The organism is Helicobacter monodelphidis, assembly GCF_003288845.1.
Lineage (GTDB): Bacteria > Campylobacterota > Campylobacteria > Campylobacterales > Helicobacteraceae > NHYN01.
In genome coordinates, this window is sequence record NZ_NHYN01000001.1 from 126664 (window position 1) to 149258 (window position 22595).

At 37.3% G+C, this 22595-nt stretch carries 22 protein-coding genes; 3 read left to right on the forward strand and 19 right to left on the reverse strand.

Annotated elements, in window-relative coordinates; translation table 11 throughout:
* Positions 1-76: 76 nt before the first annotated feature.
* The 19 genes from CCZ01_RS00645 to CCZ01_RS00735 all read right to left on the reverse strand — a co-directional run bounded on the left by CCZ01_RS00645 (position 77) and on the right by CCZ01_RS00735 (position 19808).
* Positions 77-517, reverse strand: a complete 441-nt coding sequence (locus CCZ01_RS00645; RefSeq protein WP_181566265.1) for a hypothetical protein — start codon at positions 515-517, stop codon at positions 77-79.
* Positions 468-1031 (reverse strand): DedA family protein, encoded by a 564-nt coding sequence (locus CCZ01_RS00650; RefSeq protein WP_112051295.1) that lies wholly within the window; start codon positions 1029-1031, stop codon positions 468-470. The genes CCZ01_RS00645 and CCZ01_RS00650 overlap by 50 nt, the downstream gene beginning before the upstream one ends.
* 15 nt (positions 1032-1046) lie before the next feature.
* Positions 1047-3512: a DUF7494 domain-containing protein gene (locus CCZ01_RS00655; protein ID WP_112051296.1), complete on the reverse strand. Its 2466-nt coding sequence runs from the start codon at positions 3510-3512 to the stop codon at positions 1047-1049.
* Positions 3513-3527: 15 nt separating this feature from the next.
* On the reverse strand, positions 3528-5039 hold the full coding sequence (gene nuoN / locus CCZ01_RS00660) for an NADH-quinone oxidoreductase subunit NuoN (protein ID WP_112051297.1): 1512 nt from the start codon (positions 5037-5039) through the stop codon (positions 3528-3530).
* Positions 5040-5041: 2 nt separating this feature from the next.
* On the reverse strand, positions 5042-6574 hold the full coding sequence (locus CCZ01_RS00665) for an NADH-quinone oxidoreductase subunit M (protein ID WP_112051298.1): 1533 nt from the start codon (positions 6572-6574) through the stop codon (positions 5042-5044).
* A gap of 9 nt (positions 6575-6583) precedes the next feature.
* Positions 6584-8437 (reverse strand): NADH-quinone oxidoreductase subunit L, encoded by a 1854-nt coding sequence (gene nuoL / locus CCZ01_RS00670; RefSeq protein ID WP_112051299.1) that lies wholly within the window; start codon positions 8435-8437, stop codon positions 6584-6586.
* 1 nt (position 8438) lies between these two features.
* The gene (gene nuoK, locus CCZ01_RS00675) at positions 8439-8741 is read right to left on the reverse strand and encodes an NADH-quinone oxidoreductase subunit NuoK (RefSeq protein WP_112051300.1); all 303 of its coding nucleotides are present in this window, start codon (positions 8739-8741) and stop codon (positions 8439-8441) included.
* Positions 8738-9325, reverse strand: a complete 588-nt coding sequence (locus CCZ01_RS00680) for an NADH-quinone oxidoreductase subunit J (RefSeq protein ID WP_343216150.1) — start codon at positions 9323-9325, stop codon at positions 8738-8740. Before CCZ01_RS00680 ends, nuoK begins: the two co-directional genes overlap by 4 nt.
* Positions 9325-9948, reverse strand: coding sequence for an NADH-quinone oxidoreductase subunit NuoI (gene nuoI, locus CCZ01_RS00685; protein ID WP_112051302.1), 624 nt, complete (start codon positions 9946-9948; stop codon positions 9325-9327). Before nuoI ends, CCZ01_RS00680 begins: the two co-directional genes overlap by 1 nt.
* Positions 9949-9959: 11 nt before the next feature.
* Positions 9960-10949, reverse strand: coding sequence for an NADH-quinone oxidoreductase subunit NuoH (gene nuoH / locus CCZ01_RS00690; RefSeq protein ID WP_112051303.1), 990 nt, complete (start codon positions 10947-10949; stop codon positions 9960-9962).
* An 11-nt stretch (positions 10950-10960) separates the two neighbouring features.
* Positions 10961-13405, reverse strand: a complete 2445-nt coding sequence (locus CCZ01_RS00695; RefSeq protein WP_112051304.1) for an NADH-quinone oxidoreductase subunit G — start codon at positions 13403-13405, stop codon at positions 10961-10963.
* Positions 13398-14177, reverse strand: a complete 780-nt coding sequence (locus CCZ01_RS00700; protein WP_112051305.1) for a hypothetical protein — start codon at positions 14175-14177, stop codon at positions 13398-13400. The genes CCZ01_RS00695 and CCZ01_RS00700 overlap by 8 nt, the downstream gene beginning before the upstream one ends.
* Positions 14174-14404, reverse strand: coding sequence for an NADH-ubiquinone oxidoreductase subunit E family protein (locus tag CCZ01_RS00705; RefSeq protein ID WP_112051306.1), 231 nt, complete (start codon positions 14402-14404; stop codon positions 14174-14176). Before CCZ01_RS00705 ends, CCZ01_RS00700 begins: the two co-directional genes overlap by 4 nt.
* Before the next feature lie 9 nt (positions 14405-14413).
* Positions 14414-15640, reverse strand: a complete 1227-nt coding sequence (nuoD, locus tag CCZ01_RS00710) for an NADH dehydrogenase (quinone) subunit D (protein ID WP_112051307.1) — start codon at positions 15638-15640, stop codon at positions 14414-14416.
* A 1-nt stretch (position 15641) separates the two neighbouring features.
* Positions 15642-16457, reverse strand: a complete 816-nt coding sequence (locus tag CCZ01_RS00715; protein WP_112051308.1) for an NADH-quinone oxidoreductase subunit C — start codon at positions 16455-16457, stop codon at positions 15642-15644.
* Complete coding sequence (locus CCZ01_RS00720; RefSeq protein WP_112051309.1) at positions 16457-16966, reverse strand: NuoB/complex I 20 kDa subunit family protein; 510 nt, start codon at positions 16964-16966, stop codon at positions 16457-16459. The genes CCZ01_RS00715 and CCZ01_RS00720 overlap by 1 nt, the downstream gene beginning before the upstream one ends.
* A complete protein-coding gene (locus CCZ01_RS00725; RefSeq protein WP_112051310.1) occupies positions 16948-17337 on the reverse strand; it encodes an NAD(P)H-quinone oxidoreductase subunit 3 in 390 nt (129 codons plus the stop codon). The genes CCZ01_RS00720 and CCZ01_RS00725 overlap by 19 nt, the downstream gene beginning before the upstream one ends.
* Before the next feature lie 165 nt (positions 17338-17502).
* Positions 17503-18288, reverse strand: coding sequence for a histidinol-phosphatase (locus CCZ01_RS00730; RefSeq protein ID WP_112051311.1), 786 nt, complete (start codon positions 18286-18288; stop codon positions 17503-17505).
* Positions 18288-19808 carry an NAD(P)H-hydrate dehydratase gene (locus tag CCZ01_RS00735; protein WP_112051312.1) on the reverse strand — a complete coding sequence of 507 codons (1521 nt, stop codon included), beginning with the start codon at positions 19806-19808 and terminating at the stop codon, positions 18288-18290. Before CCZ01_RS00735 ends, CCZ01_RS00730 begins: the two co-directional genes overlap by 1 nt.
* Before the next feature lie 152 nt (positions 19809-19960).
* Here CCZ01_RS00735 and CCZ01_RS00740 point away from each other — a divergent pair, with 152 nt between their 5' ends.
* Genes CCZ01_RS00740 through CCZ01_RS00750 form a run of 3 tightly spaced genes read left to right on the forward strand, consistent with a single transcriptional unit; the run spans position 19961 to position 22589 of the window.
* Positions 19961-20743: a thiazole synthase gene (locus tag CCZ01_RS00740; protein ID WP_112051313.1), complete on the forward strand. Its 783-nt coding sequence runs from the start codon at positions 19961-19963 to the stop codon at positions 20741-20743.
* 9 nt (positions 20744-20752) lie between these two features.
* Positions 20753-21340 (forward strand): manganese efflux pump MntP, encoded by a 588-nt coding sequence (locus tag CCZ01_RS00745; protein ID WP_112051314.1) that lies wholly within the window; start codon positions 20753-20755, stop codon positions 21338-21340.
* Complete coding sequence (locus CCZ01_RS00750; protein WP_112051315.1) at positions 21324-22589, forward strand: aminoacetone oxidase family FAD-binding enzyme; 1266 nt, start codon at positions 21324-21326, stop codon at positions 22587-22589. Before CCZ01_RS00745 ends, CCZ01_RS00750 begins: the two co-directional genes overlap by 17 nt.
* The last annotated feature ends 6 nt before the right edge of the window (positions 22590-22595 follow it).

The following is a 22595-nucleotide window of genomic DNA, read 5'->3' on the forward strand; positions in this document are numbered from 1 at the left end:
CTATTACTTTAGAATTTTTAGAGTAGAGATGATAAAGTATGCCCTATTTTTTAGGGTATGTGGGATAGGCAGATTTTTATTCAATGCTGTGGTAGATTTTGTTGCCAACTTTTTGATAGTTTTGTGTAGGAACTTGATGGATATCAACATTACCATACCGCGTGGAAAAACTGCCATCTTGATGTTGGATTAAACCCTTATCTTGAATAAAATGTTGTCCATCGCTATAATAGATATAGTTGCCCCATTGTTGTGTGTCATGAGAGATAGCTTTAAGGGAGTTCGGTAAATCTTCCTCAAGCTGAATGAGAATTTCAGGCATACTGTTTACAGGTTCTTCTAAGGAAAGAAGGGGGATATCAAGGATTTGTGTGGGTGGGAGAAGTGGCTCGTTGATGCTAACTGGTTGTTCTGCAAAGCAGAAAGTGAATGTAATTATAGCTACAATTTTTTTTATATGGATTCCTTTAATGTTTTTTACGTGCGAAACGATCGACAAGGATAAATAAACAGGCAAGGAGTATAATCCCAAATACTGGGAATAGATAAGGATGATCTTGTAGAGCATAAAAAGTTTGTACAAATACTTCTCCTAAAAAATATGCTCCCAAACCAATGGAAGCACCCCATAAAAAGGAAGCAAAAAGATTATAGACTGAAAATTTCAGTGGGGGATACTGCCCAACACCCATCACAATAGGCACAAAACTTTTGACTGCATAGATGTATTTTTGTATGAAAATAACTATACTCCCATATTTTTTTAGCCAATGTCGCACAAGTGCAATTTTACGGCGATGTTTTTGTAGTTGTCTAAGAACTTCTTGTTTTTGGTAACGTGCAAAGAAAAATAAACATTGTGAGCCAATAAAATTTCCCATAGAAGAGATAAAAATAACAAGAGAAATATCCATTTTTCCCATGAAAGAGAGAACGCTACCCGCTAGCAGAGCAACAAATCCGCCACCAAAGGAGTAGAGGAATAGAATAATATAACCATATTTAGCTAATGTATCGAGTGTTTCTTCCATATGATTCCTTAGGGTTTATTGAGGTTCCTCTGGGGGTGTTGCGGGTTCAATCTGTTCTGGAATGGGTGGTGGTAAAGGTTGATTATTCCCCTTTTGTGTACGTTGATTGAGTAAGCCCAAAGCATCGGCACAAAGTTTTTTGTATGGGCTATTGCCTTCCACTTGTGTGCATTTTTCATAACTCTCTTGACTTAATGGAGTGAATGTTAAAGAATCTGCTACAGAACCTTTGTTGTAAAGTACTTTTGCCCTCTCATCATCATTAAGCGGAAGTTGTTCTGATTGATTAAGTATTGCTAATGCCTCTTCAAGTCGATTGCTTTTAATGAGGGATTCTACATAAGTGAGTTCAGCCCATGGAGAATACTCTGGGCGTTTGTGTAATTCTTGTAAACGTAATAACTCCTTTGCATAGAGCTCAATCGCTGGACGATCATCTTTTTTTGCAGCTGCATTTAAGAGTTCCTTTTGAATCTCAATCATACGATCATCGTCTTTAAACATTTCTTCTAAACGCGGTAAATATTGCATTGCTTCTTCTATTCGTTGTTCTTTTAGTAAAGAGTTTATAAGGATAAAGCTAATATCATCGTATTTTCCTGTAGCAAGAGAATCATTCAAATCTAAACCATCTCTGGCTGCCTTAATTGCTTTAGGATAATCTCCCTTGCGTTGTTGCGTTGTTGCAATGCGATAGAGCCAATCAAGACGTCGAGTAATATTTTCAATATTAGGTTCTGCTTGAGCTGAAAGACGCAAAGCATCATCAAAAAAAGAACCTTCAGCAAGGCAATCAAAGCCCTTTAGCAATTCATCTTGATTTAAGTCAAGATTAGGGTAACGTTGTAGATAATAAGCAGCAGTTGTGCAATCATTGTTGTGTAGCGAACGTCTTACTGCACCTGTTGCCGCTTGTAGAACGGTAGGGTGTTCTGCACCCAAATTCTTTTCTAGGTTAACAGCATCACTGAAATCACCTTGCTGAATTAATAAATTTGCCTTGAGTTCATAGGCTTTTTGGGCTTCTTCTGAATCTGGATATGTGGCAATAACGCGATCTAGGTCTTCAAGCCTTTTAGTAACATTTCCCTCATTATAGCTAAAAAGTAAATTATCAGCCCTCCTTACCATCTCTTTGTGTGTTTCGCCGATGGGATAAAGCTTGAGATATTCCTGATAGACGCGATTTGCATTAGGAAAGTCAGCAGCACCTTCATACCAAATAGCTGCATTTCGTAAAAAAGCCTCTGTTAAAGCATCGTCATTTCCATCTTTAATGCCATTGTAAACAATTTCAGCAATTTTGCCAGTGGGATCAAAAAAGCCTTTTTCAGCCCATGCCCCTAAATTGTCAAGAAGTGCTTGAGAAGGCAGGTTGTGGAATAATTTAGGATTTGCATTAACAACTTGATTGAGGAGAGTTTTTGCATTATCAAATTGGTCAGTTTGGTCTTTTGTAATGTAATAGTCAGCAAGTCGGTAGGAAGCTAGGGAAGCTGTGTCAATATTGGTTGCGTCGTTTAATGCACTAATGTAGAGCTGTGGAGCAATTTTCGAATCCCCTCTTTCTAGCAAATCATCAGCAAGACTGATACGCGAAAGAATTTCAAAATTATCTCCTATATGTTCTTCTTTGAGTCTATCATAGTAGTAACGTGCCTCCTCATAAAATCTTTGTTGTCCATAAGTCTTTGCAAGAATGTAAAGTACTTCACTTACACCGCCATCAGCCGGGTAAGCCTTTAGCCAACCTCTTGCGAGTGAAATCATTTCTTCTGTAATATCTGGATCATTTTGTTTAAATAAAGCACGAATTTTGAATAGAAGTAAATCTTTTTTGAAAATAGAATCAGGGTAACGAAGAAGTGTGTCATTAATTGTGCTGACGGCTTCTCCATATGATTCTCTTTCCATAAAACCTTTAATGCTAACATAGAGTTGCGTATCTGGAGATTCATCGATAATCAAAGGTTTTTTAGCAATATCTAATGCACCGATATGAGGTGTTGTGCTACTTTGAATTGTGATGGGAAAGTTCAATCCTACTGGGTTTTGAGAGCTAAGGAATGGGATTTTGTCCTCATAGCCCACAACCTGCCATCTTGCTGAAAGTGTAGGACGTTCTTTGATAATGGGTGTAGAACGTTTGGAGTCTTGATTGAGTGCGAAAAGACGTGCTTTTTTCTTGGGTGTGATAACAAGAATGCTATTTTCTTTGTCTGCAAATGCATCAATTTTAAAAAATAAAGTTTGGTTAAAAGAGAAGCCCCTTCCAAGCTCCCCTTTGATGGTGCAAACGACTTTCTCAATTTCTGAAAACCGATTAAAGGTTTCCTGACAAGTAAAAGGTTCATTATGTTCTATTTTAAGGACAGAGAAACTCTTACCCGCCTCTTTTCCACTATTCAAATCAATCTCCAAGGCATTAAGAGATGAAAGAAATACGATAAACAAAACCCCAAATATTTTTGGATAATGCATACAATCCCCTATATTTTAGAAGTTACTTGACTCCACATAAGGCATAATAAACCCTAATAAATCATCTACATAGAAGATGGAACAAACCACCGCAAAAGCAGAAAATGCCAAGATACTTTTTAGCGGTATTGTAGCATTTTTTAGGAAAAAATCGCTTGAATTTTTTTCAAGAGGATCTTTTAAAAACATATAAATTACCAATTTTAAGTAATAGTAGGCAGAAATCGCACTATTAATTGCCATAATCACTGCAAGAATGATATGGTCGTTATTGATTGTTGCACTAATTAAATATGCCTTACCCCAGAATAGTGCAAAAGGTGGAACTCCTGCAAGTGAAAGCATAAAGATTGCCATCAAAACAGCACCCAAAGGCATGATTTGAACCATGCCTGAAAAGCGAGAGTAGGGGTGGTCATACCGTGTATGCCATTGATTTCCCTTTTGACGAGCAACCCACAACATACTGAATGCACCCAAGTTTGTAAAGAGAAACAAGCTCCAATAGAAAAATAAAGCACTCACTGATTGCGTAGTGTGAATCATCACGGCAGCAAGAGCAAAACCTGCATGAGAGATGGAGCTGTATGCCAACATTCTTTTTACATCTTCTTGAATTAACGCCATAATATTGGGAAGTGTGATTGTGATGACAACAAGGACATAAAGCAGATTCTTAATCCACTCTACCTCTAAGCTTGAATCTGTTCCAAAGAAAATATTAAAAAATCGCAATGCAACGACAAATGCGGCAATTTTAGGTGCAATTGAAAGATAGCCTGCCATTAGGGCATTAGAACCCTCATAAACATCGGGTGTCCAAGTATGAAAAGGAACGGTAGAGATTTTAAATCCAATTGCAGCAAGAATGAATAACATTCCCACAAATAGTAATTCTGGAGAATGGACAGAAGAGATGATGCGAGAAATTTGAAATTCTCCCGTTGAGACATAAATAAGCATTGCACCAAAGCCAAAGAACGCTGCTGCTAATGCACCCATACTGAAGTACTTAATTGCTGCTTCAAATGCAGTTTCACGATTGTGCATAGCGATGAGTGTGTAGAGAGCAAGGGAAGAGGTTTCAAGCCCAATAAGAATTAAAATAAGATTATCGGTCGCAACCATAAATTGTAAGCCACTAATAACAAATAAGAATAGAGCGTAGAATTCTGGATAAACAAATTCATGAAATCTTTTTTGCGTGAGTGTTAAAAGAATAAAAAATGCCGAGCTGATAAGAATGATGATATGGGACAATAATGCTATGCCATCAACTAAGATAAAATCAAAAAAGCCATAATCAATCCCCTTGATAGCGGTGTTATTATAAAGGATATAACCTAAATCAAGGGCAATGAAAATAATACACAATGCGGCATAAAAACTTTTGAGCGAATCAAATTTATTTTGTTTAGAGCAGACATCAACAATAAGAATGACTAAAGCACCTACAATGATAATAGCCATTGGAAGTAGAGAGGTAACATTGAGTGTTTCTAAAGAAATTTGAATAGGTTCCAACATAATTATTCTCCTCTTAGAATCTGTATTTGTTTTTTATTGAGAATGTCGCGTGCTTCTTGTGTTGTTGCCTTAAGTTGCATTTTGTCAATTAGTAAGGATACGCTGGTATCGATGGGAGACAACAGAGGTTTTGGGTAAACACCAAGCCAAATTACCACAAATACAAGTGGCAATAAAGCACTCCACTCACGCATATTTAAGTCTTTAAGCGTAAGGTTCTCATTGTGTGTGATTTTTCCAAAAAAGACTTTTTTAAATAATACAAGCATATAAACTGCACCAAAAATAATACTTGTTCCTGCAAAAAGCGTCATTACAGGAGAAATTGCAAAAAATCCTAGCAAAGATAAATATTCTCCTACAAATCCAATTGTAAGTGGTAAGCCTACACTTGCCATAAGCATAATTCCAAAAATAGCCGCATAATGTGGCATCACTCTTGCAAGTCCACCCATTTGATTAAGCATTTTTGTGTGCTTGCGTTCATAAATGACACCCACAAGCATAAATAATGCACCACTGACAATTCCATGACTGATCATAAAAAATATAGATCCACTGATTCCTTCCACATTCATTGCAAAAATTCCAAGCATAATTACACCCATATGTGAGATGGAGCTATAAGCGATAACCTGTTTCATATCTTCTTGTGCATAAGCAACCATCGCACCATAAATGATCATACAGAGGCTAAGGATTGCAATGGGTGTAATAAACGCAATAGAGGCATCTGGGAACATAGGGAGAGAAAAGCGCAAAAAGCCGTATGTTCCCATCTTTAATAAAACAGCAGCTAGAATAACAGAACCGATTGTTGGTGCTTGTCCGTGTGCATAAGGTAACCATGTATGAAAAGGAAACATTGGTACTTTAACGGCTAATCCCGCAAAGAATGCTAAGAATAACCATTTTTGGACATCAAATGGGATAATTAAGGATTGCCACTCTAAGATAGAAAAACTCCAATATGCACCATTGACTGCCTCATGATGGAGATATGCCATATAGAGCATTCCTACAAGCATAATAATAGAACCCGTGAATGTGTAGAGGAAAAATTTAACAGCAGCATAGATTCTTTCTCCGCTTCCCCAAGAACCAATAATGTATAGCATAGGTACCAATGAAAGTTCCCAAAATACATAAAAAAGCATCGCATCCAACGCACAAAATACACCAATCATAATAGTTTCTAAGAATAACAAGGAGATAACAAGGTGCTTCATACGTTGATGTTCGCCTAAGAAAATGAAGCCAATCAAGCTGATGAAAGCTGCAAGGATAATTAAGAAAAGCGAAATGCCATCAACACCAACATAATAGTGAATTCCAAAACTTCCAAACAGAGGATAAAAGTGGATAAATTGCATCGCTGAATTAGTGGCGTCAAACTGACTCCATAGCATTAATGCCCCAGATAATTCTATGGCACTAACAACAATTCCATAAATTCTAAAATTATCCCTTACTACTAGCCCAAGCAGTGCGGCCACTGCAGGAAAAAAGATTAGTAACGTTAAAATATGTTCCATAATTTTTCCTTATATTACAAAGATGAGGCAAAAAAGCAAGAATGCAATTAAGCCAAATGCCATTAAACGCAGGGATTTTGAAAGATTCCCGCTTTGAATTGGGCGTAACCCCTCACCACTCTTACAAAGAATACGAGCTACCAAATCAACTGATGCATCAATGATTTTCAATTCCACACCTTTCCATAAAAGGTGAGAAATCGCTTTATATGGTACCATAAAAATTTTCTCATAAAGCAATGGAATATAGTATTGATTAAAGAGAAGCTTGTAAATAAATTTCTCTTCCCACTTTTTCGATAGAGGTCCGTTACGATATATAAAGAGTGCAATAATAATTCCTGAAAGAGCGACAGCTGAAGTTACGGCAATAAGTGTAGAAATAATTTGAGCGTCAAGGTGTTGATCATTTACCGGTAAAAATTGTGCGAGCAAATGATGAAAATCTGATTCAAACCAACCAGCACAAACTGCCAAAACTGCTAAAGGAGTCATTGCACCTAGCATATAAGAATATGCTTCATGCGGATGTTCCTCGTGATTTTTAGGTGCAAAGAAGACGAGCATAATAAGTCGGAAGCTATAAAATGCTGTCAAAAATGCACCCAGCATTAATGCTACCCAAATGCCATAATATCCATAAGCAAAAGCACTTTCTAAAATTTTATCTTTTGAGAAGAATCCTGCAAAAGGAAAAATGCCTGCTAGAGCAATGGAAGCGAGAATCATCAAAATTGCTGTTACTTTCATTGGTTTATACAATGCACCCATTTTAAGAATATCAAGCTTATTATGCATGGCATGCATAACATTCCCAGCACCTAAAAATAGGAGGGATTTAAAGAATGCATGTGTCATTAGGTGGAATAATGCAATCCAATATGCACCAAGCCCAGCTGCGACAAACATATATCCAAGTTGCGAAAGTGTTGAATAAGCAATAATACGTTTTAAGTCGCGATTAACTAATGCCATAAACGCAGCAAAAAGGGCAACAAAAGCACCCAAACAAGAGATGGCAAAACTTAATTCAGGAACTTGCGAATAAAGAGGGTTTGCACGAATCACAAGATAAACCCCAGCTGTAACCATTGTTGCAGCGTGAATAAGGGCTGAAACCGGAGTGGGGCCTTCCATTGCGTCTGCAAGCCATGTGTGTAATGGGAATTGTGCTGATTTTCCCATTGCACCAATGAAGAGCAAAATACCTGCGATGGTTAGGAGGGTTATGTCTGCATTTTGCATTTTATCAAAGATTTCTTCGTATCGCAAAGTGCCAAAAACCCAAAAGAGGAGAAAAATACCTAAAAGCATACCCAAGTCAGCGATACGATTCATAATAAACGCTTCATTAGAGGCAAAGTTTGCACTCTCTTTTTCATACCAAAACCCAATTAACATCCAAGAGCAAAGCCCAACACCTTCCCAGCCAATAAATAAGCCCATAAAATTATCACTCATGACTAAAATTAACATAGAAAAAACAAAGGCAGAAAGGTAGGTGAAGAATCGGTTAAAAGAGCGATCGTGGAGCATATAACCAATCGCATAAATATGCACCATACTCGAAACAAGTGTTACAACAAGCATCATTGTAGCACTTACACCATCAACAACAAAACCAAAAGCTAGATTAATGTGCCCAACAACAATCCAATCCATTAATGTCGCTCGAACAATTTCATTGTTGAGTGTTGCATTAACAAAAAGTAGAACGGTTGCACCTAAGGAAGTCAGCAATAATAAGGAAGCGATGACGCCCACAAAAATATGTCTTTTAGATGAGCTAAAAAGCATTGAAAATAAAGAGCCAACAAGGGGTGCAAACAACGCAATGTAGAGAAGAGTAATGTTACTTAGCATATTACCCCCTCATCTTTTGTAGTGCATCAAGGTCAAGCGTACCGCTACGTTTGTACCAAAGAATGAGTAAGCCTAATCCTACTGCCACTTCACTTGCAGCGATAGCAATAATAAATAAAGCAAACATCTCCCCTGCCATATCACCCCTGAAACGTGCAGCGGCAACTAAGCCAACATTTACAGCATTTAGCATAATTTCCGTTGAAAGAAAAAGCATAACAAGATTTTTGCGTCTTATAACACCAATTAGTCCAACAGAAAAAATTAAAGCAGACAAAATCAGATAATGATTCAAGGTAATCATAAGTGACCTCCTTCGTGAGTATGCAATTCTTCATTAATTTGTTGGTCACTGATTAAAGTTAAGGAGCGATCCATACGTTTTCCTGCCAAGATAATCCCAGCAATCATCGCAACAAGAAGCATAATAGCGGCAAGTTCAAATGGAATGAGATATTGCGTAAAGAGTTGATAGCCAATCATATGCCCATCAGGAACACCCTCCTGCAAAGGTGATACCCCACCACTTAGCGTTTGTGCTTGTTCGTAGGTTAGAATGGGAGCGATGATCATCACAGCTAATAAAAGGAGTGTAAAAAGTGTGCCTAAGCAATACAGAACAATTTTTGATTGTCTTTTTTCAATGATATTCCGATTAGAATCAAAAAACATCAGTGAGAATGCGTAAACAACAACAACCGCACCAGTATAAACAATAATTTGTGCAATACCGATAAAATCTGCTCCAAGCAAGAAAAATACAGGTGAGATAAAAATCATACCTGCAGCCAACGCAACTAAAGCATATAAGAGATTTTGTGTTGTTACTACAACGCAAAACATAGCGAGACTTAATGCCCCAAAGAAATAGAATGCAAAGATTTCCATTATTGTTCCTCCTCTTTTCTTGCTTTTTCTTTTGGAATTACATAAAGAAGAGGGGTTTGCTTAATTTTTGAATCACAATCGACACTTAAAGAACCAAACCCTAAAAATTCTTTTTGTTTTCCTGCTAAAAATGTATCCATAGGGGTTAGCATATCTTCTTTTAAGGAGAAGCTTGCTCTTTGTTCTCCACCATTTTCATAGCGACCACCGTGTACAATGGCAAGCTCTGGGCAGACTTCAGCACAAAATCCACAAAAAATACAACGTCCAAAGTTAATTGTGTAAGCACTAATTGTTTTTCGCCCATCTTCTCCATAGCTTGTTTCCATACGAATACAGTTACTAATGCAGATTTTTTCACACAAGCCACAACCAATACATCGCTCATTTCCACTCTCTAAGAGTCGTAATAATTCGTGAATTGCCCTGTATCTTGGGCTTATAGGTAATCTTTCATGCGGATATTGCGTGGTGTGAATATTCATTCTCAAAAATTCTTTTAAAACTAATGCTAAACCAACAAACAATTCTCCTTTGATGGATCGTTTCAAAAAACGAACAAATCTCTGTGATGATGTCAGTTCGTTTGGTTTTTCTTGATCAATGCAACGATAATGATTCATGATTCCTCCTTTTAAAGAACTAAGATGATACCTGTGATAAGAACGTTTAAAATCGCCAAAGGCATAAGCACTTTCCAGCATGCCCACATAAGTTGGTCGGGACGAATATGGGGGTAGGCGGCTCTTGCCCAAACAAATAAAAAGATAAAAAATAAAACTTTAAGTAAAATTGCTATTCCACCGGGAATGATACCCCAATCATTGAATCCACCAAAAAAGATAATAGAAACAAGGAAGGCTAAAGTAATCATATTGGCATACTCACCAATAAAGAACATTCCCCAACGCAAACCAGAATATTCAGTTGCAAATCCAGCTACAATTTCTGCTTCATGCTCCAAGAGGTCAAACGGTGTTCGGTTTAATTCTGCATAACCTGCAATCATAAATAATATGAACGCTAGAGGTTGAGAAAAAATTAACCAAGAAGTGAACCCGTCACTTTGATATGCGTTGATGTCAATTAAAGAAAAAGAACCAATCATCATTAGTGGTGCAAGTATTGAGAGTCCTGAAACAACCTCAAAACTCAATAGTTGAATTGTTGCTCTTGCTGCTCCTATTAAAGAATACTTGCTCCCAGCGGATAAACCTGCTAAAAGGGGTCCATAGACACCAATTGCACCCACGCCTAAGACAAATAAAATTCCAATATTAATATCTGAAATAATGGGGCGAACCACATGATCACCAATTTTAAATTCCGGAAAAAAAGGAATTGCTGCCATTGCAATAAATGCAGTGCAGGCGGAGATGAGAGGAGCAATCTTGAACAAGAATCGATTCGCGTTTGATGGAATAATATCTTCTTTACAAAAGAGCTTAATTCCGTCAGCAAGAATCTGCAATAAGCCATAAGGGCCAACATACATTGGTCCCAATCGACGTTGCATTAAACCTAAAATCTTGCGTTCAATATAGGTTAAGAATCCGGCAATAGCGGCTAAAATTGCTACAACAAGAACCGCTTTAATGATAGTTTCAACAATATAAAAAACCATATTCTCCTCCTTTAAAGCATTTCAATTTTTGCAACTGCAAAACGACTAGATTTTTCAAAAATAGGATGTTCATCACGCATATATGATGCAAATGACAATGCCCCATATTCCTCACTTTCTAATTTTTTGTCCACATATAGTGTTGTTTCTAAGCAACCTCTATGATTGCTGAGTTTGATGCGACTACCTTCCTTTAAGCCTAATTTTTCTAAATAAGAGGGCGAGAGATAAAGCCCATCTTTAGAACGCAATAAATCTGAAGCATAACTCCAAGCCGAAAATTGAGACTCTGGGTCGCAACCATAAAGAAGAATCTCGCCTTCAGACTGATGGTTTAACGCAGAATCTATCGGAACATCTAATGCGATATTTGAGTCTGTGGCTCTTGCTTGTTCTAGGATATAACCTCTTTGGTGATGATATGTTGTCAAACGTACTAATTCTTGTAATGTAATTTGTCGATAACCTGATTTTTGCGGTAATAGGGCAGTGTAATCTTCAAGCGAATTTTTTTCGTTACGATATTTGAGTGCTACTGTTCCCAAAAGATTTGCAACAATATCACTTAAATCATAGCCACAATAATCAAATGCCGGTAATAGTGGGACAACCTCCTTATTAAGTGTTGTAAAAGTTCCAAATTGTTGCCACATCGATGGCATCAACATTGCCGTCTTAGTTTCTTGAGAATTAGGTAATGAAAGAAGTTGATAATCCCCTTCTTTGTTGTATCCGATACTATTGTGACCTTTTTCCGCATCTAAATCACAAATCAAAGCAACACCTAAGGCATTTCCCTCTGGAGGAAGCAAGATGACTTGAACACCAGTAATACATTCTAATGCGACTAGAATTTTTGCAATGTTTTCATGTTGTTTGGTAGCGTAAAGATCACTTCCTGCAATAATTGTAATGCGATTTGCTTTGGTAAGATTTGCTTTAAATACTTCAATTTGCTGTGTATCTAATCCTAAAGAGGTGGCAATTAGGCTCTCATAAGATTCGATAGTTTCCTTAGTCTCCTTAGTTTCACCCTTCTCATCAGTTGTGCTTGTGATTTTCTCTTTCTTATTAATTCTTTGTTGTGCTTGAAGATAAGATTCTATCTCTGTATTCACAGTCAAAGAATTCTCTGCCTTTGGTATAAGGAGTTGCAAGAGTAAACAAGCAACTTTTTCCTCTTCGCCCTGTTTATAGTTGAAATGTTGTGTCGTTTTTGCCATTTCTGTGAGTGCAGTATCTTTAAGGGGATGGAATGTCGTAAGTGTAGCACCTTTAATCATTTTAAGTGCATTATTAATGCTATATTTGAGAATCGGAACATCATGGCGAACGGAAGTTCCAAACGTGATAATGCAGTCGCTTTGTTCGATACCTTTTAAATCCCCATCATACAGGCGATGGTAAGCAGTTTTGAAAGTCTTGAGAAATTGCTGGAACATATAGGCAGTGGGATTGTAAAGTTTATAGCCACGATATTGTTTAAGGAGCTGTAGAATATAGGCTTCCTCATTTGTGATAAAATTTGTAAAACTGATAGTGTCCGCTTCTTCAAATGCTTTCGTAGCTTCTTGAAGTTTTAATGGGTTGCGATTCGATTCATTGAGTGGCATATTATAACCATAACGTCCTGCTCCACATAAAGAGTTTTGATTCCAATCATTGGTTACACGATAAACTTTGCCATGTTTACCCTCATAGGACAAGGCACAGCCAAGAGGGCAATGCACACAGCTACTTGGAATTTTTTCAAGCTCCCATGCGTTACTGACATAATGAAAATGATCTTCACCTAATGCACCAACAGGACAAACAGAAATACATTCTCCACAATCCTCGCAACTCCCATTCCCTACAAAACCAATGAGAGATTTACTCATCTTATTCCATACGCCAAATGCATCTTTGGGCATTGTTTCTTTGTAGGACTTATCAGGTGCATCAGCGTCGCGTTTAATGGTTTTAAGATAAGCATTGCCCACACGATCCTTACATGCTGTAATGCAACGTTCACAAACAATACATAAGTTAGGATCATAGAGTGCATGTCCCCAACTATCGCGTTTTTTGTAACTATCTTTGATAGCATACTCTTGGTGGCTAACACCCATCATTAGAGAATAGTTTTGTAATTCACATTCACCGCTTTTATCGCAAACACCACACTCAAGCGGGTGGTTAATATCATAAACACTCATGATTGCACGGCGCTCAGTCTCGATTTCCTCCGTGTTTGTGATAATTTTCATTCCATTCTTTGTTTTTGCGTTGCATGAATAAACGCGTTTTCCATCTGCTTCAACCATACATAATTTACAAGCAAGAGTGGGGGAGCATTGAGTAAGGTAGCAAATTGCTGGGATAAAAATATTATTTTCACGTGCAACCTGCAAAATATACGCTCCCTCCTCACATTCAATTGCTTGATTGTCAATATGAATTGTAATTTTACTCATAAATCGTCTCCTCTTTTAATTTTACACGCCAAAAGGGGTAGGAACTCAGGCTTCTATATTCTTGTTTTAGAGTGAGGATACCAATTACCCCATTCATTTCTTGTCTTTGTAGAAAATGGGCTTTAATCTTGTCTTTTCCTTGTTTTTCAAATTCAATGCAACAATCAACATCATGCCGAACTCTTGCTGCATTTGCAAATAAAGCAGAACCATATATGATGTTTTGTTGAGATTCCTGCATATAGCTTTCATAAACGACTATTCCGTTGAATTCACCAATTTCATCAATCTCTTGAATGGGATTTTGGGTAAGATAATAACCCTCAGGCAACAGAATATTGCATTGTTCAGAGATACGACCAAAAAGAGCAAGAATGTTCATCATTTTTGGGTGCAATAAAATATCTCTACCTACAATAATGAGGCTTTTTCTGGAGGTTTTTAATGTGTTTACAAGAGAATCTATTTCCTCTTCAGCAAGATTTGACTCAGCACTTAAGTAACCAATATCTAAATTCTCAAAAAAACTTTTATCTTCTTTTGCGTATTGTCCTTGCAAGAAAGTATGGATAAGCATAGCGACCACACCTTCTTCTGCACCTACTTCATAGCAATATTGCGTACTCAACGGGTGAATGTGTATCAGATTTGGGTGGTTGAGAATTTCTTTTAGTGAATCTTGTTTTTTGTATTCAGCAAGTTCTGCACCAAAAAGAAGAATATGTTCAGCGTCTAAAAGAGATTTTTGTACGACATAATCGAAGGAATTCATACCTTCCCCTTTTTAACAACGATCGTCCAATCTACTTCATTAAAACGCAAAGAATTCATCATTGTGCAATCCTTTTCTTGAATAAAATCAGCACTTTTTTGAATGGGTGAAAAATCCCCCACTTCAAACATAAAAATAGAGACCTCTCCTTCTTGCATTCCATCAATAATTTCCCCCATTCTAGGGATAAAATTTTCTTTTAAATGTCTTAAATCATATCGCTTCATTAGTATTCCTTATCGGTCAATTTCACCAAAAATAATATTTAAGTTACCAATGATTGTAACGGCATCGGCAAGATAATGTCCGGGTAATAAATCCTGTAGTAAACCCGTATGGAAGAAGCTCGGAGTACGGATTTTTAAGCGATATGGATAAGGGTCACCTTGTGAATGTATTAAAAATCCAAGCTCTCCTTTAGGTGATTCTGTTGCACAGTAAATCTCTCCTTTAGGTGGACGCATTCCTTGTGTAACTAGCACGAAATGTTGCATTAAAGAGTAATTTTGTGTCATAATTTGCTCTTTTGGTGCAGAGAGATATTGCGGAGATTCAGCCATGATGAGGCTATCTGTTTTGGGATACATCTCAATCAGTTGTTCGATAATTCTTGCACTCTCTTTGAGTTCTTCCATATAGACCAAATAGCGTCCATAGCTATCACATCTATTACTATAAGGCACCTCGAATTCTACTTCATTATAAAGCTCGTAAGGTTGCTCTTTGCGTAAATCCCATTGAATACCGCTTCCCCTTAAAATCACGCCACTACAACTCCAACTTTTTGCTAATTCTGGAGTAATTACACCGACATCTTCAAGGCGAATTCTCCAAATTCTATTTTCCTTGAGAAGCCCATCAAGCAATTTGACTTCTTCTGGAAGTTTATCGATAAAATTCTTTAGTGCTTTTAGCCACCCATCAGGAATATCTAAGGGGACACCGCCAATACGAATACTTGAATGTGTGAGTCTTGCACCGCAGTAGTCTTCCATTAGGTCCATACCCCATTCTCTTTCTCTGAAACAATAAAGCATTACACTCATCGCACCCACATCTAATGCGTGGGTAGCGAGCCAAAAGAGGTGAGAGATAATACGATTTAACTCTAAAATCATCATACGAATGATTTGTGCACGACGTGGAACTTGTATGCCTAAAAGTTTTTCCACGCTCATCGCAAAAGCGTGATTGTTAGAGCTTGAAGCGATATAGTCCATTCTATCTGTCGTGGGGATAAACTCATTGTATATCATATTTTCAGCCATTTTTTCCATGCCACGATGCAAATAACCGACATCAGGTGTTGCTTTTACAATTTTTTCACCGTCAAGCTCTAAAATAAGCCGTAATTGCCCATGTGCAGAAGGATGCTGAGGTCCAAAATTAATGATCATCGAGGAATCTTGCTGTTCAAAATGCAGGTTTTCATAATAAGGAATAAGTCGATTAGGTTGTTGCATTTTACTTCCTTTCTGTTAGCTGTCGTGATTCTTCTGGTTTTAATCGCTTAACAAGTGCCACGCCACCTTCTTCTTGATAATGAATAGGGGTTGGTTTTTCTTCTTTTGTATTATCCTCACCATAAGGTACTTCATAGCCAATGCGTCCAAACCTTGTTGTGTCGTAACGTTCAATTAATGCAGGGTCACGATTTTCAGCCCCCACAACTTCACGATATTCTTTGCCAAAAATCTTATCAACTTCATACCATTGTGCGGCTTCGTCACCATGTAAAGGGTAGGTTTTTAGTAGAGGATGCCCTAACCAGTCATCAGGCATAAGAATACGTTTCATATTAGGATGATGATTGATATAAATGCCAAACATATCGTACATTTCCCGTTCACTCCAGTCAGCAGATTTGTATAGGCTACACACACTTTCAATTTTTGTTCCGACAGGGATGAAGCTTTTTACTCTCAAGCGTGTGTGCCTTTCAAAACAAATTAATTGATAAAAGAGCTCAAAGCCACCTTTTTGCTCAATAAAATCAATAGCACTCATTTCAGTCAAGGATTCATATTTGTTCTTTTTGAGTATTTCTAAGCTTGCATAAATCGAACAATGATTCACCCAAACTACCAAATCTCCCGCTTCTATATAATGTTCCAAAATCTCCACCTTTTGTGACAAGGCACTAATATCATTTGCAAAATGACTTCCTTCTTCTACATTGGAATGTTCCAAAGAAGGTGTTTGGTAAAAAGGAGGAGTGTAATAAGATTGCTTTTGCTTGTCTGCTAGAAAGCGGACAGCACGATTATTAAATTTTGCCATCAGATTAACCTTTTTGTAGGAATTTTACCACTTGCTTTGTTGCGACGAATCTTTTGTTGTAACAGCATTAAGGCGTATTGCAATGTTTCCGGGCGGGGAGCACAGCCGGGTAAATAAATATCAACAGGAATGATTCTGTCGCATCCTTGCACAGTTGCGTAAGTGTTAAACATTCCGCCGGTATTTGCACAACTTCCCATCGAAATAACCCATTTGGGTTCGCTGATTTGATCATAGAGGCGACGTAAGAATTCAGCGTGTTTCTTAGTGATTGTACCTGATACAACCATCACGTCACTTTGCCTAGGAGAGGCACGAAAAATTGTTCCAAAACGGTCAAAGTCATAGCGTCCACCTCCTGTTGCCATCATTTCAATTGCACAACAGGCATGCCCATAAGTGAGTGGCCATAGCGAATTACTTCGCCCCCAATTAACAAGATGATCAACTGTAGTCAGCAGAACAGGAAGTCCTCCATTTTTTAACCAGTCTACTTGATTCCTTGCCATTGTAATGCTCCTTTCTTCCATGCGTAAATAAAACCAATACTAAGCAGGATAATAAAAATAATCATTTCAACAAAGCCAAAAATTCCTAATACCTTAAAATCTACCGCCCAAGGAAACATAAACAATATTTCTACATCAAATAAAATATAAAGAAGTGCAATTAGATAATATTGTGCAGAAATACGATTAGGTTGTTTGTTGGGTAGAGGACCGCACTCATAGGGTGCAAGTTTGAGCTTCTCTTCTCTTTTGTGTGAAAGTGCCTTTCCAACAAGGCGAAAGAGAAAAACTGCCGCACCAAACGCAATAGCAGTAAAAATTAGTAAAAAAAATACACCGAAATAAGGGTGTGCAAAGTCTGAATGACTCATATTTTCATCTCCGTAAAAGTGTAAGCTAAAAAACCTAGAGTAATCCTACAATTTTTCAAGCTAAAATGAGCTGAAAGGAAATATTTTTCTACAAGAATTTTTAGAAAAGATAACGAAAAGAAACACATTTGTATTTGCAGAGTTTCTAATTGTGTACTTATTGTATTAACATATGGAATGCATTTTGATGCAACGATTTTGAAAGCTAGCAGCTTCTTTGTATCCAATATGTAAGGCGAGATGATATGCTTCATTGCGTTTGAATCCAACCTGGTCTATGCTATGTGCATCGCTTCCAAAGGTAATGGGGATATGTAGAGCGAAAGCTTCTTTTAAAATATGAGTGGAGGGATAAAGTTCAGCGATTGGTTTTCGCAAACCTGCTGTATTAATTTCTAAAACTATATCTGCTTGCTTGAAAGCTTTGAGTGTTCTAAGTAAGTCTCCATGTAAAGAATGAGGTAAGGGATGATTAAAAATTTTTAGCAAGTCACAATGTCCAACAATGTCAAATGCTTTCATATTAGCCATTTCACGCAAAGTCTTTAAATATTGCTTCCAGCATAGTTCCATATCCTTATGTTGGTATTCACCAATAAATTGTGGATTATCAAAACCCCATTCCCCTAAAAAATGCACAGACCCTATAAGGTAGTCAACTTGTGCATTTAAAACACGGTTATCCATGTGCTGGGGAAGGTAATCGACTTCTAATCCGCATAAAATATGGCATCGACCGATGTATTCTTGTTTAAGGATATCTATTTGGTGCAAATAGTCTTCCATTTCGCAAAAATTCATGCGATATTTTTCGTCATAATCCATCGGTGCATGGCATGAGAAACCAAAAAAATCTACATTTTGTTGAATTGCTTCTTCAATATATTCTCGCATCGTGCCTGTGGCATGGTTGCAGTAATGTGTATGGTTATGTAAATCAATTTTTGTCATTATTTTGTTTCTCTTTGTTCAAGACGACTAACTGCTTCGATTAATCGCTGTGGTGTGAGGGCATAACTTGCACATTCTAAGCTTCTTGCAGCAAGAGTGTGGGCGAGAGAAGCATTACAGGCAGCTTCAAAAGGTGCAATACCTTGTGCAAGAAGAGCTGCAATGAGCCCGCTTAAAACATCACCACTACCCCCTTTTGCAAGACTCGGAATTCCTAAGTAATTTACTGCTAATCGATCATTTTGTGCAATAATGTGGTTTGCACCTTTAAGTAGTAATGTTGCATTTGGATAGCTATGAGAAAAAAGTCGTACAAATCGGAAGCGGTCGCGTTGCAAATCCAATACTTCACAATCTGCAATTCCCAAAAGTCGCATTAAGGCAACAAATTCCTTGGGGTGAGGGGTAAGAACAACTCTTGGATTTTGTTCTAAAATTTCTTTAGTAATATCTTGATACAAAATATCTGCATCAAGAAGGCATGGACGATTTAAAAGAGTATCTCTTACGCCACGTCTATCTTGAAATGCAAAGTCCCCAAGCCCCATTCCAGCAGCAATTGCTGCTGGATTTGTTGGAAGTGTAAATGAGTGAATAATCTCACTTGGAATATGGGTTGTTGAATCGCCAATAATTGTAACAACACCTGTTCCAAATTGAAATGCCGATAGTGCACTAAGAATCGCTGCACCCTCTTTTTCTCCCATTAAAATTACTAAATGTCCAAATGTCCCTTTGTGCGTATGTGACTGTGAACGAGTTGGTAATTTTAAATCTGTTTTTTCAAGCAAGAATCCGCTTGGTTTTCCCATACTCTCATACATTTTGCGTGAAAGTCCTAAGGAGCAAATATGAATCTCACCGATAAAATCTTTCACACGGTCAGCTAAAATTGCTTCTGTGCAAGCACCCATAATACAACTATAATCAGCCCTAAAAGCAGTCCACATTACATCACCTTCATGTGAGATTCCACTTGGAATATCGCATGAAATTTTGATACCTTGCAAACTGTTCAACCAATCGATTACCTCGCAAGCTTTATCGTCTAATGGACGATTTAATCCAGAACCAAACAATCCGTCAATGATAATGTCAGCATCTTTTGCCCACTCGCGAAGGCTGATATTTTCTATTGTGTCTAAAAAATATTGCACAGAGATGGTTTTTGAAGTACGGTTTGTGCAAAAATCAATTTCTAATGCATTTGCACGTTCTAGTTGTTTCATGCACAATTTACTTTTTGTGCCAAAAGGTAAATAGACAATAATATTAAATTCATCTTGCAAAATACGTGCAAGGGCAATGCTGTCTGCTCCATTATTGCCAGGACCAGCGGCAATAAGAATTTTAATTTTTTCATCTTTTTTTCGTGGTTTGATTTGTTTTGTGGAAACAATATGGCGGATAAAATTTGCAAGATTATTTGCTGCATTTTCCATCAGTAGTTCATGGCTAAGTTGGAATTCAGCACATGCTCGATTATCTAAGGATTGAACCTCTTGAAAAAATTGAATCATTATTGAACCTTTAAGGATAAATTGTGGAATTCTACCAAAAAATGTTTGAATCTGCCAGAAAGCAAATCTTTTATCTAAGATGATTTTAATCTTTTTTCAAGAATTTGTATGCTAAAACTACCAACTTTCACAAAATAAGGAGTTTTAGAAATATGGATACACTGAGAATTGGGGATAAAGAATTTCATAGTCGCTTAATTGTAGGTAGCGGGAAATATAAGAATTTTCAGACAACATTAGAGGCAACAAAAGCATCAGAAGCACAGATGATTACTGTTGCGGTGAGAAGAGTGAATATTACAAATCCCCACGAGGAGAATTTGTTAGATTATTTTAAAGATGAAGCGATTGAGTTTTTACCTAATTCTGCGGGTTGTGTGAATGCAAAGGAGGCAATTACGCTTTTTAGGTTGACGCGTGAGGCAACAGGGATTCATTTTATTAAACTTGAAATTATCGGTGACACACAAAAGACACTTTATCCTGATGTGTTGGAGACTTTGAACGCTTGTGAAGTTTTAGCAAAAGAGGGTTTTTGTGTGCTGGCTTATAGTAATGATGACCCAATTATGGCGAGGCATTTACAGAACGCGGGTGCAAGTGCTGTTATGCCTCTTGCAGCTCCTATTGGTAGCGGATTGGGAATTCAGAATCGCTATAATATTGCTTTTATTAAAGAGGCGGTTAGTATTCCTGTTATTGTTGATGCAGGTGTAGGTTGTGCTAGTGATGCGGCGATTGCAATGGAGCTTGGGGCTGATGCAGTGCTTACAAACACGGCTATTGCTTGTGCCAATAATCCGATTCTTATGGCAACGGCAATGAGAGATGCAGTGAGGGCTGGACGTTCTAGCTTTTTGGCAGGTAGAATCCCTAAAAAAGCTTTTGCGACAGCGAGTTCTCCAACAGAAGGAATGGCGAATCTGAATCTGTAGAGGTTACTTATGTTTAATTTTGCATATCTTGATATTTTTTTTCTTGGGGTTGCTTTAGCGATAGATGCGATGGTTGTCGCTTTTTGTTATGGTCTAATTTTAAAGCCTTATAAAATGAGCAATGGGATCAAGATTGCTGTAACTGCAGCGATTTTTCAATGTTTTATGCCGATTTTAGGATTTATATTGAGTTTTGTGACTGCAGAATTCTTAGATGATTGGATTACACATATTGACCACTGGATTTCTTTTATTATTTTTGCTATCTTAGGTTTAAAAGTAATGAAAGATTCTTGGAATGAAGGTTGCGATGATGTTTGTGGCATAAAAACACAAACACTCACAATTAATATGTTGTTGATGATGGGTATTGCAACAAGTATTGACGCTTTGTGTGCAGGTGTGATTATATTTGCACAACAATTTTTGATTATTCAAAGTGCAATTTTTATCGGCTTGATAACTTTTGTATTAGTGTTAATAGGATTTATGTTGAGTCGTGTTTTAAAGACATTACCGACCCGATATTTAGGAATTGTGGGTGGAGTTGTGTTGATTTTTCTAGGCGTAAAAGTATTGTATGAGCATCTCTCCTAAGAAACGAAGAATTGCTATTGTGGGTGGCGGAGCAAGCGGTATTTTTGCGGCTATTCATCTTTTGGATATGCAAAAAAGTCATTGTTTTGAAATAAGCATTTTTGAACAGAATGCTGTATTAGGACGCAAGATACTTGTTTCTGGAAATGGACGTTGCAATCTCACCCATCGCTTTTTTGAGAAGCAAAATTATCATTCTCAGAGTGCGGAAATTTTGCAGAATATTTTTCAACATCCCCCTTTTTCTGATGCCTCCTATATGCAAACATTTTTTACCCAAAAAGGTATTCAATGTGTGTGTGAATCTGATGGACGCATTTTTCCGATTTCCTATGATGCAAAATCATTGATGAGTATTTTTGAATCTTTATTGTTAAATGTTCGGGTAAATACGCATTCTAAAGTGTGCTTGATTCAGCCCATAAAACAGGGCTTTATTTTAGATATTGAAGATAAAGAAAACAAAAAAAGTTGTGAAGAATTTGAACAAGTGATTATTGCAACAGGAGGTATTGCATATCCACAGCTTGGCAGTGGTGAGGAGATGTTAGAGATTCTTAAGGGAATGGGTTTTTGTTTAGAGAGTTTTAAACCTGCATTAGTCGCAATGGAAGCAAAAATATCATCACAATTAGTGGGCATTAGAAGGGAAGTAGTGGCGAGTTTATGGGAAGGTACTAAGAAAAAGAAAATAGTGTCCTTGAGTGGCGATTTACTCTTCACGGATTATGGGCTTTCTGGAAGTGTTATTTTAGATTTATCTTTTTATCTGCTTTCTTGTCAGCGACCTGCTTATCTTGTTATCGATTTGCTTCCTATGTATTCGGTTCAGCAGGTTTTAGAAGAATACGAATATTTGTGTAAAAAGTTTCCACAACGTTCCATCTTTGTTTTTCTAAATCAATATTTACATTCTAAGATTTCTTTGGCAATTCTTAAAAAATCTAAAATTCAAGATTCTAGTACCTTATCGACACTCACAAAACAACAAATACAAGAGATAATTCAAGATATAAAATCGTGGAAAGTTTTTATTCAGAATGTACGCAATTTTAAATATGCGGAGGTGATGGCCGGAGGGGTGAGTTTAAGAGAAATTGATATATGCAGTTTTGAATCAAAAAAATACAAGGACCTGTTTATAATTGGTGAAGTGCTTGATATCGTTGGACAAAGAGGGGGATTCAATCTTGCTTTTGCATGGAACAGTGCTTATTGTGTAGCAAGGGCAATCACAAGATTGACTTAGCAATCT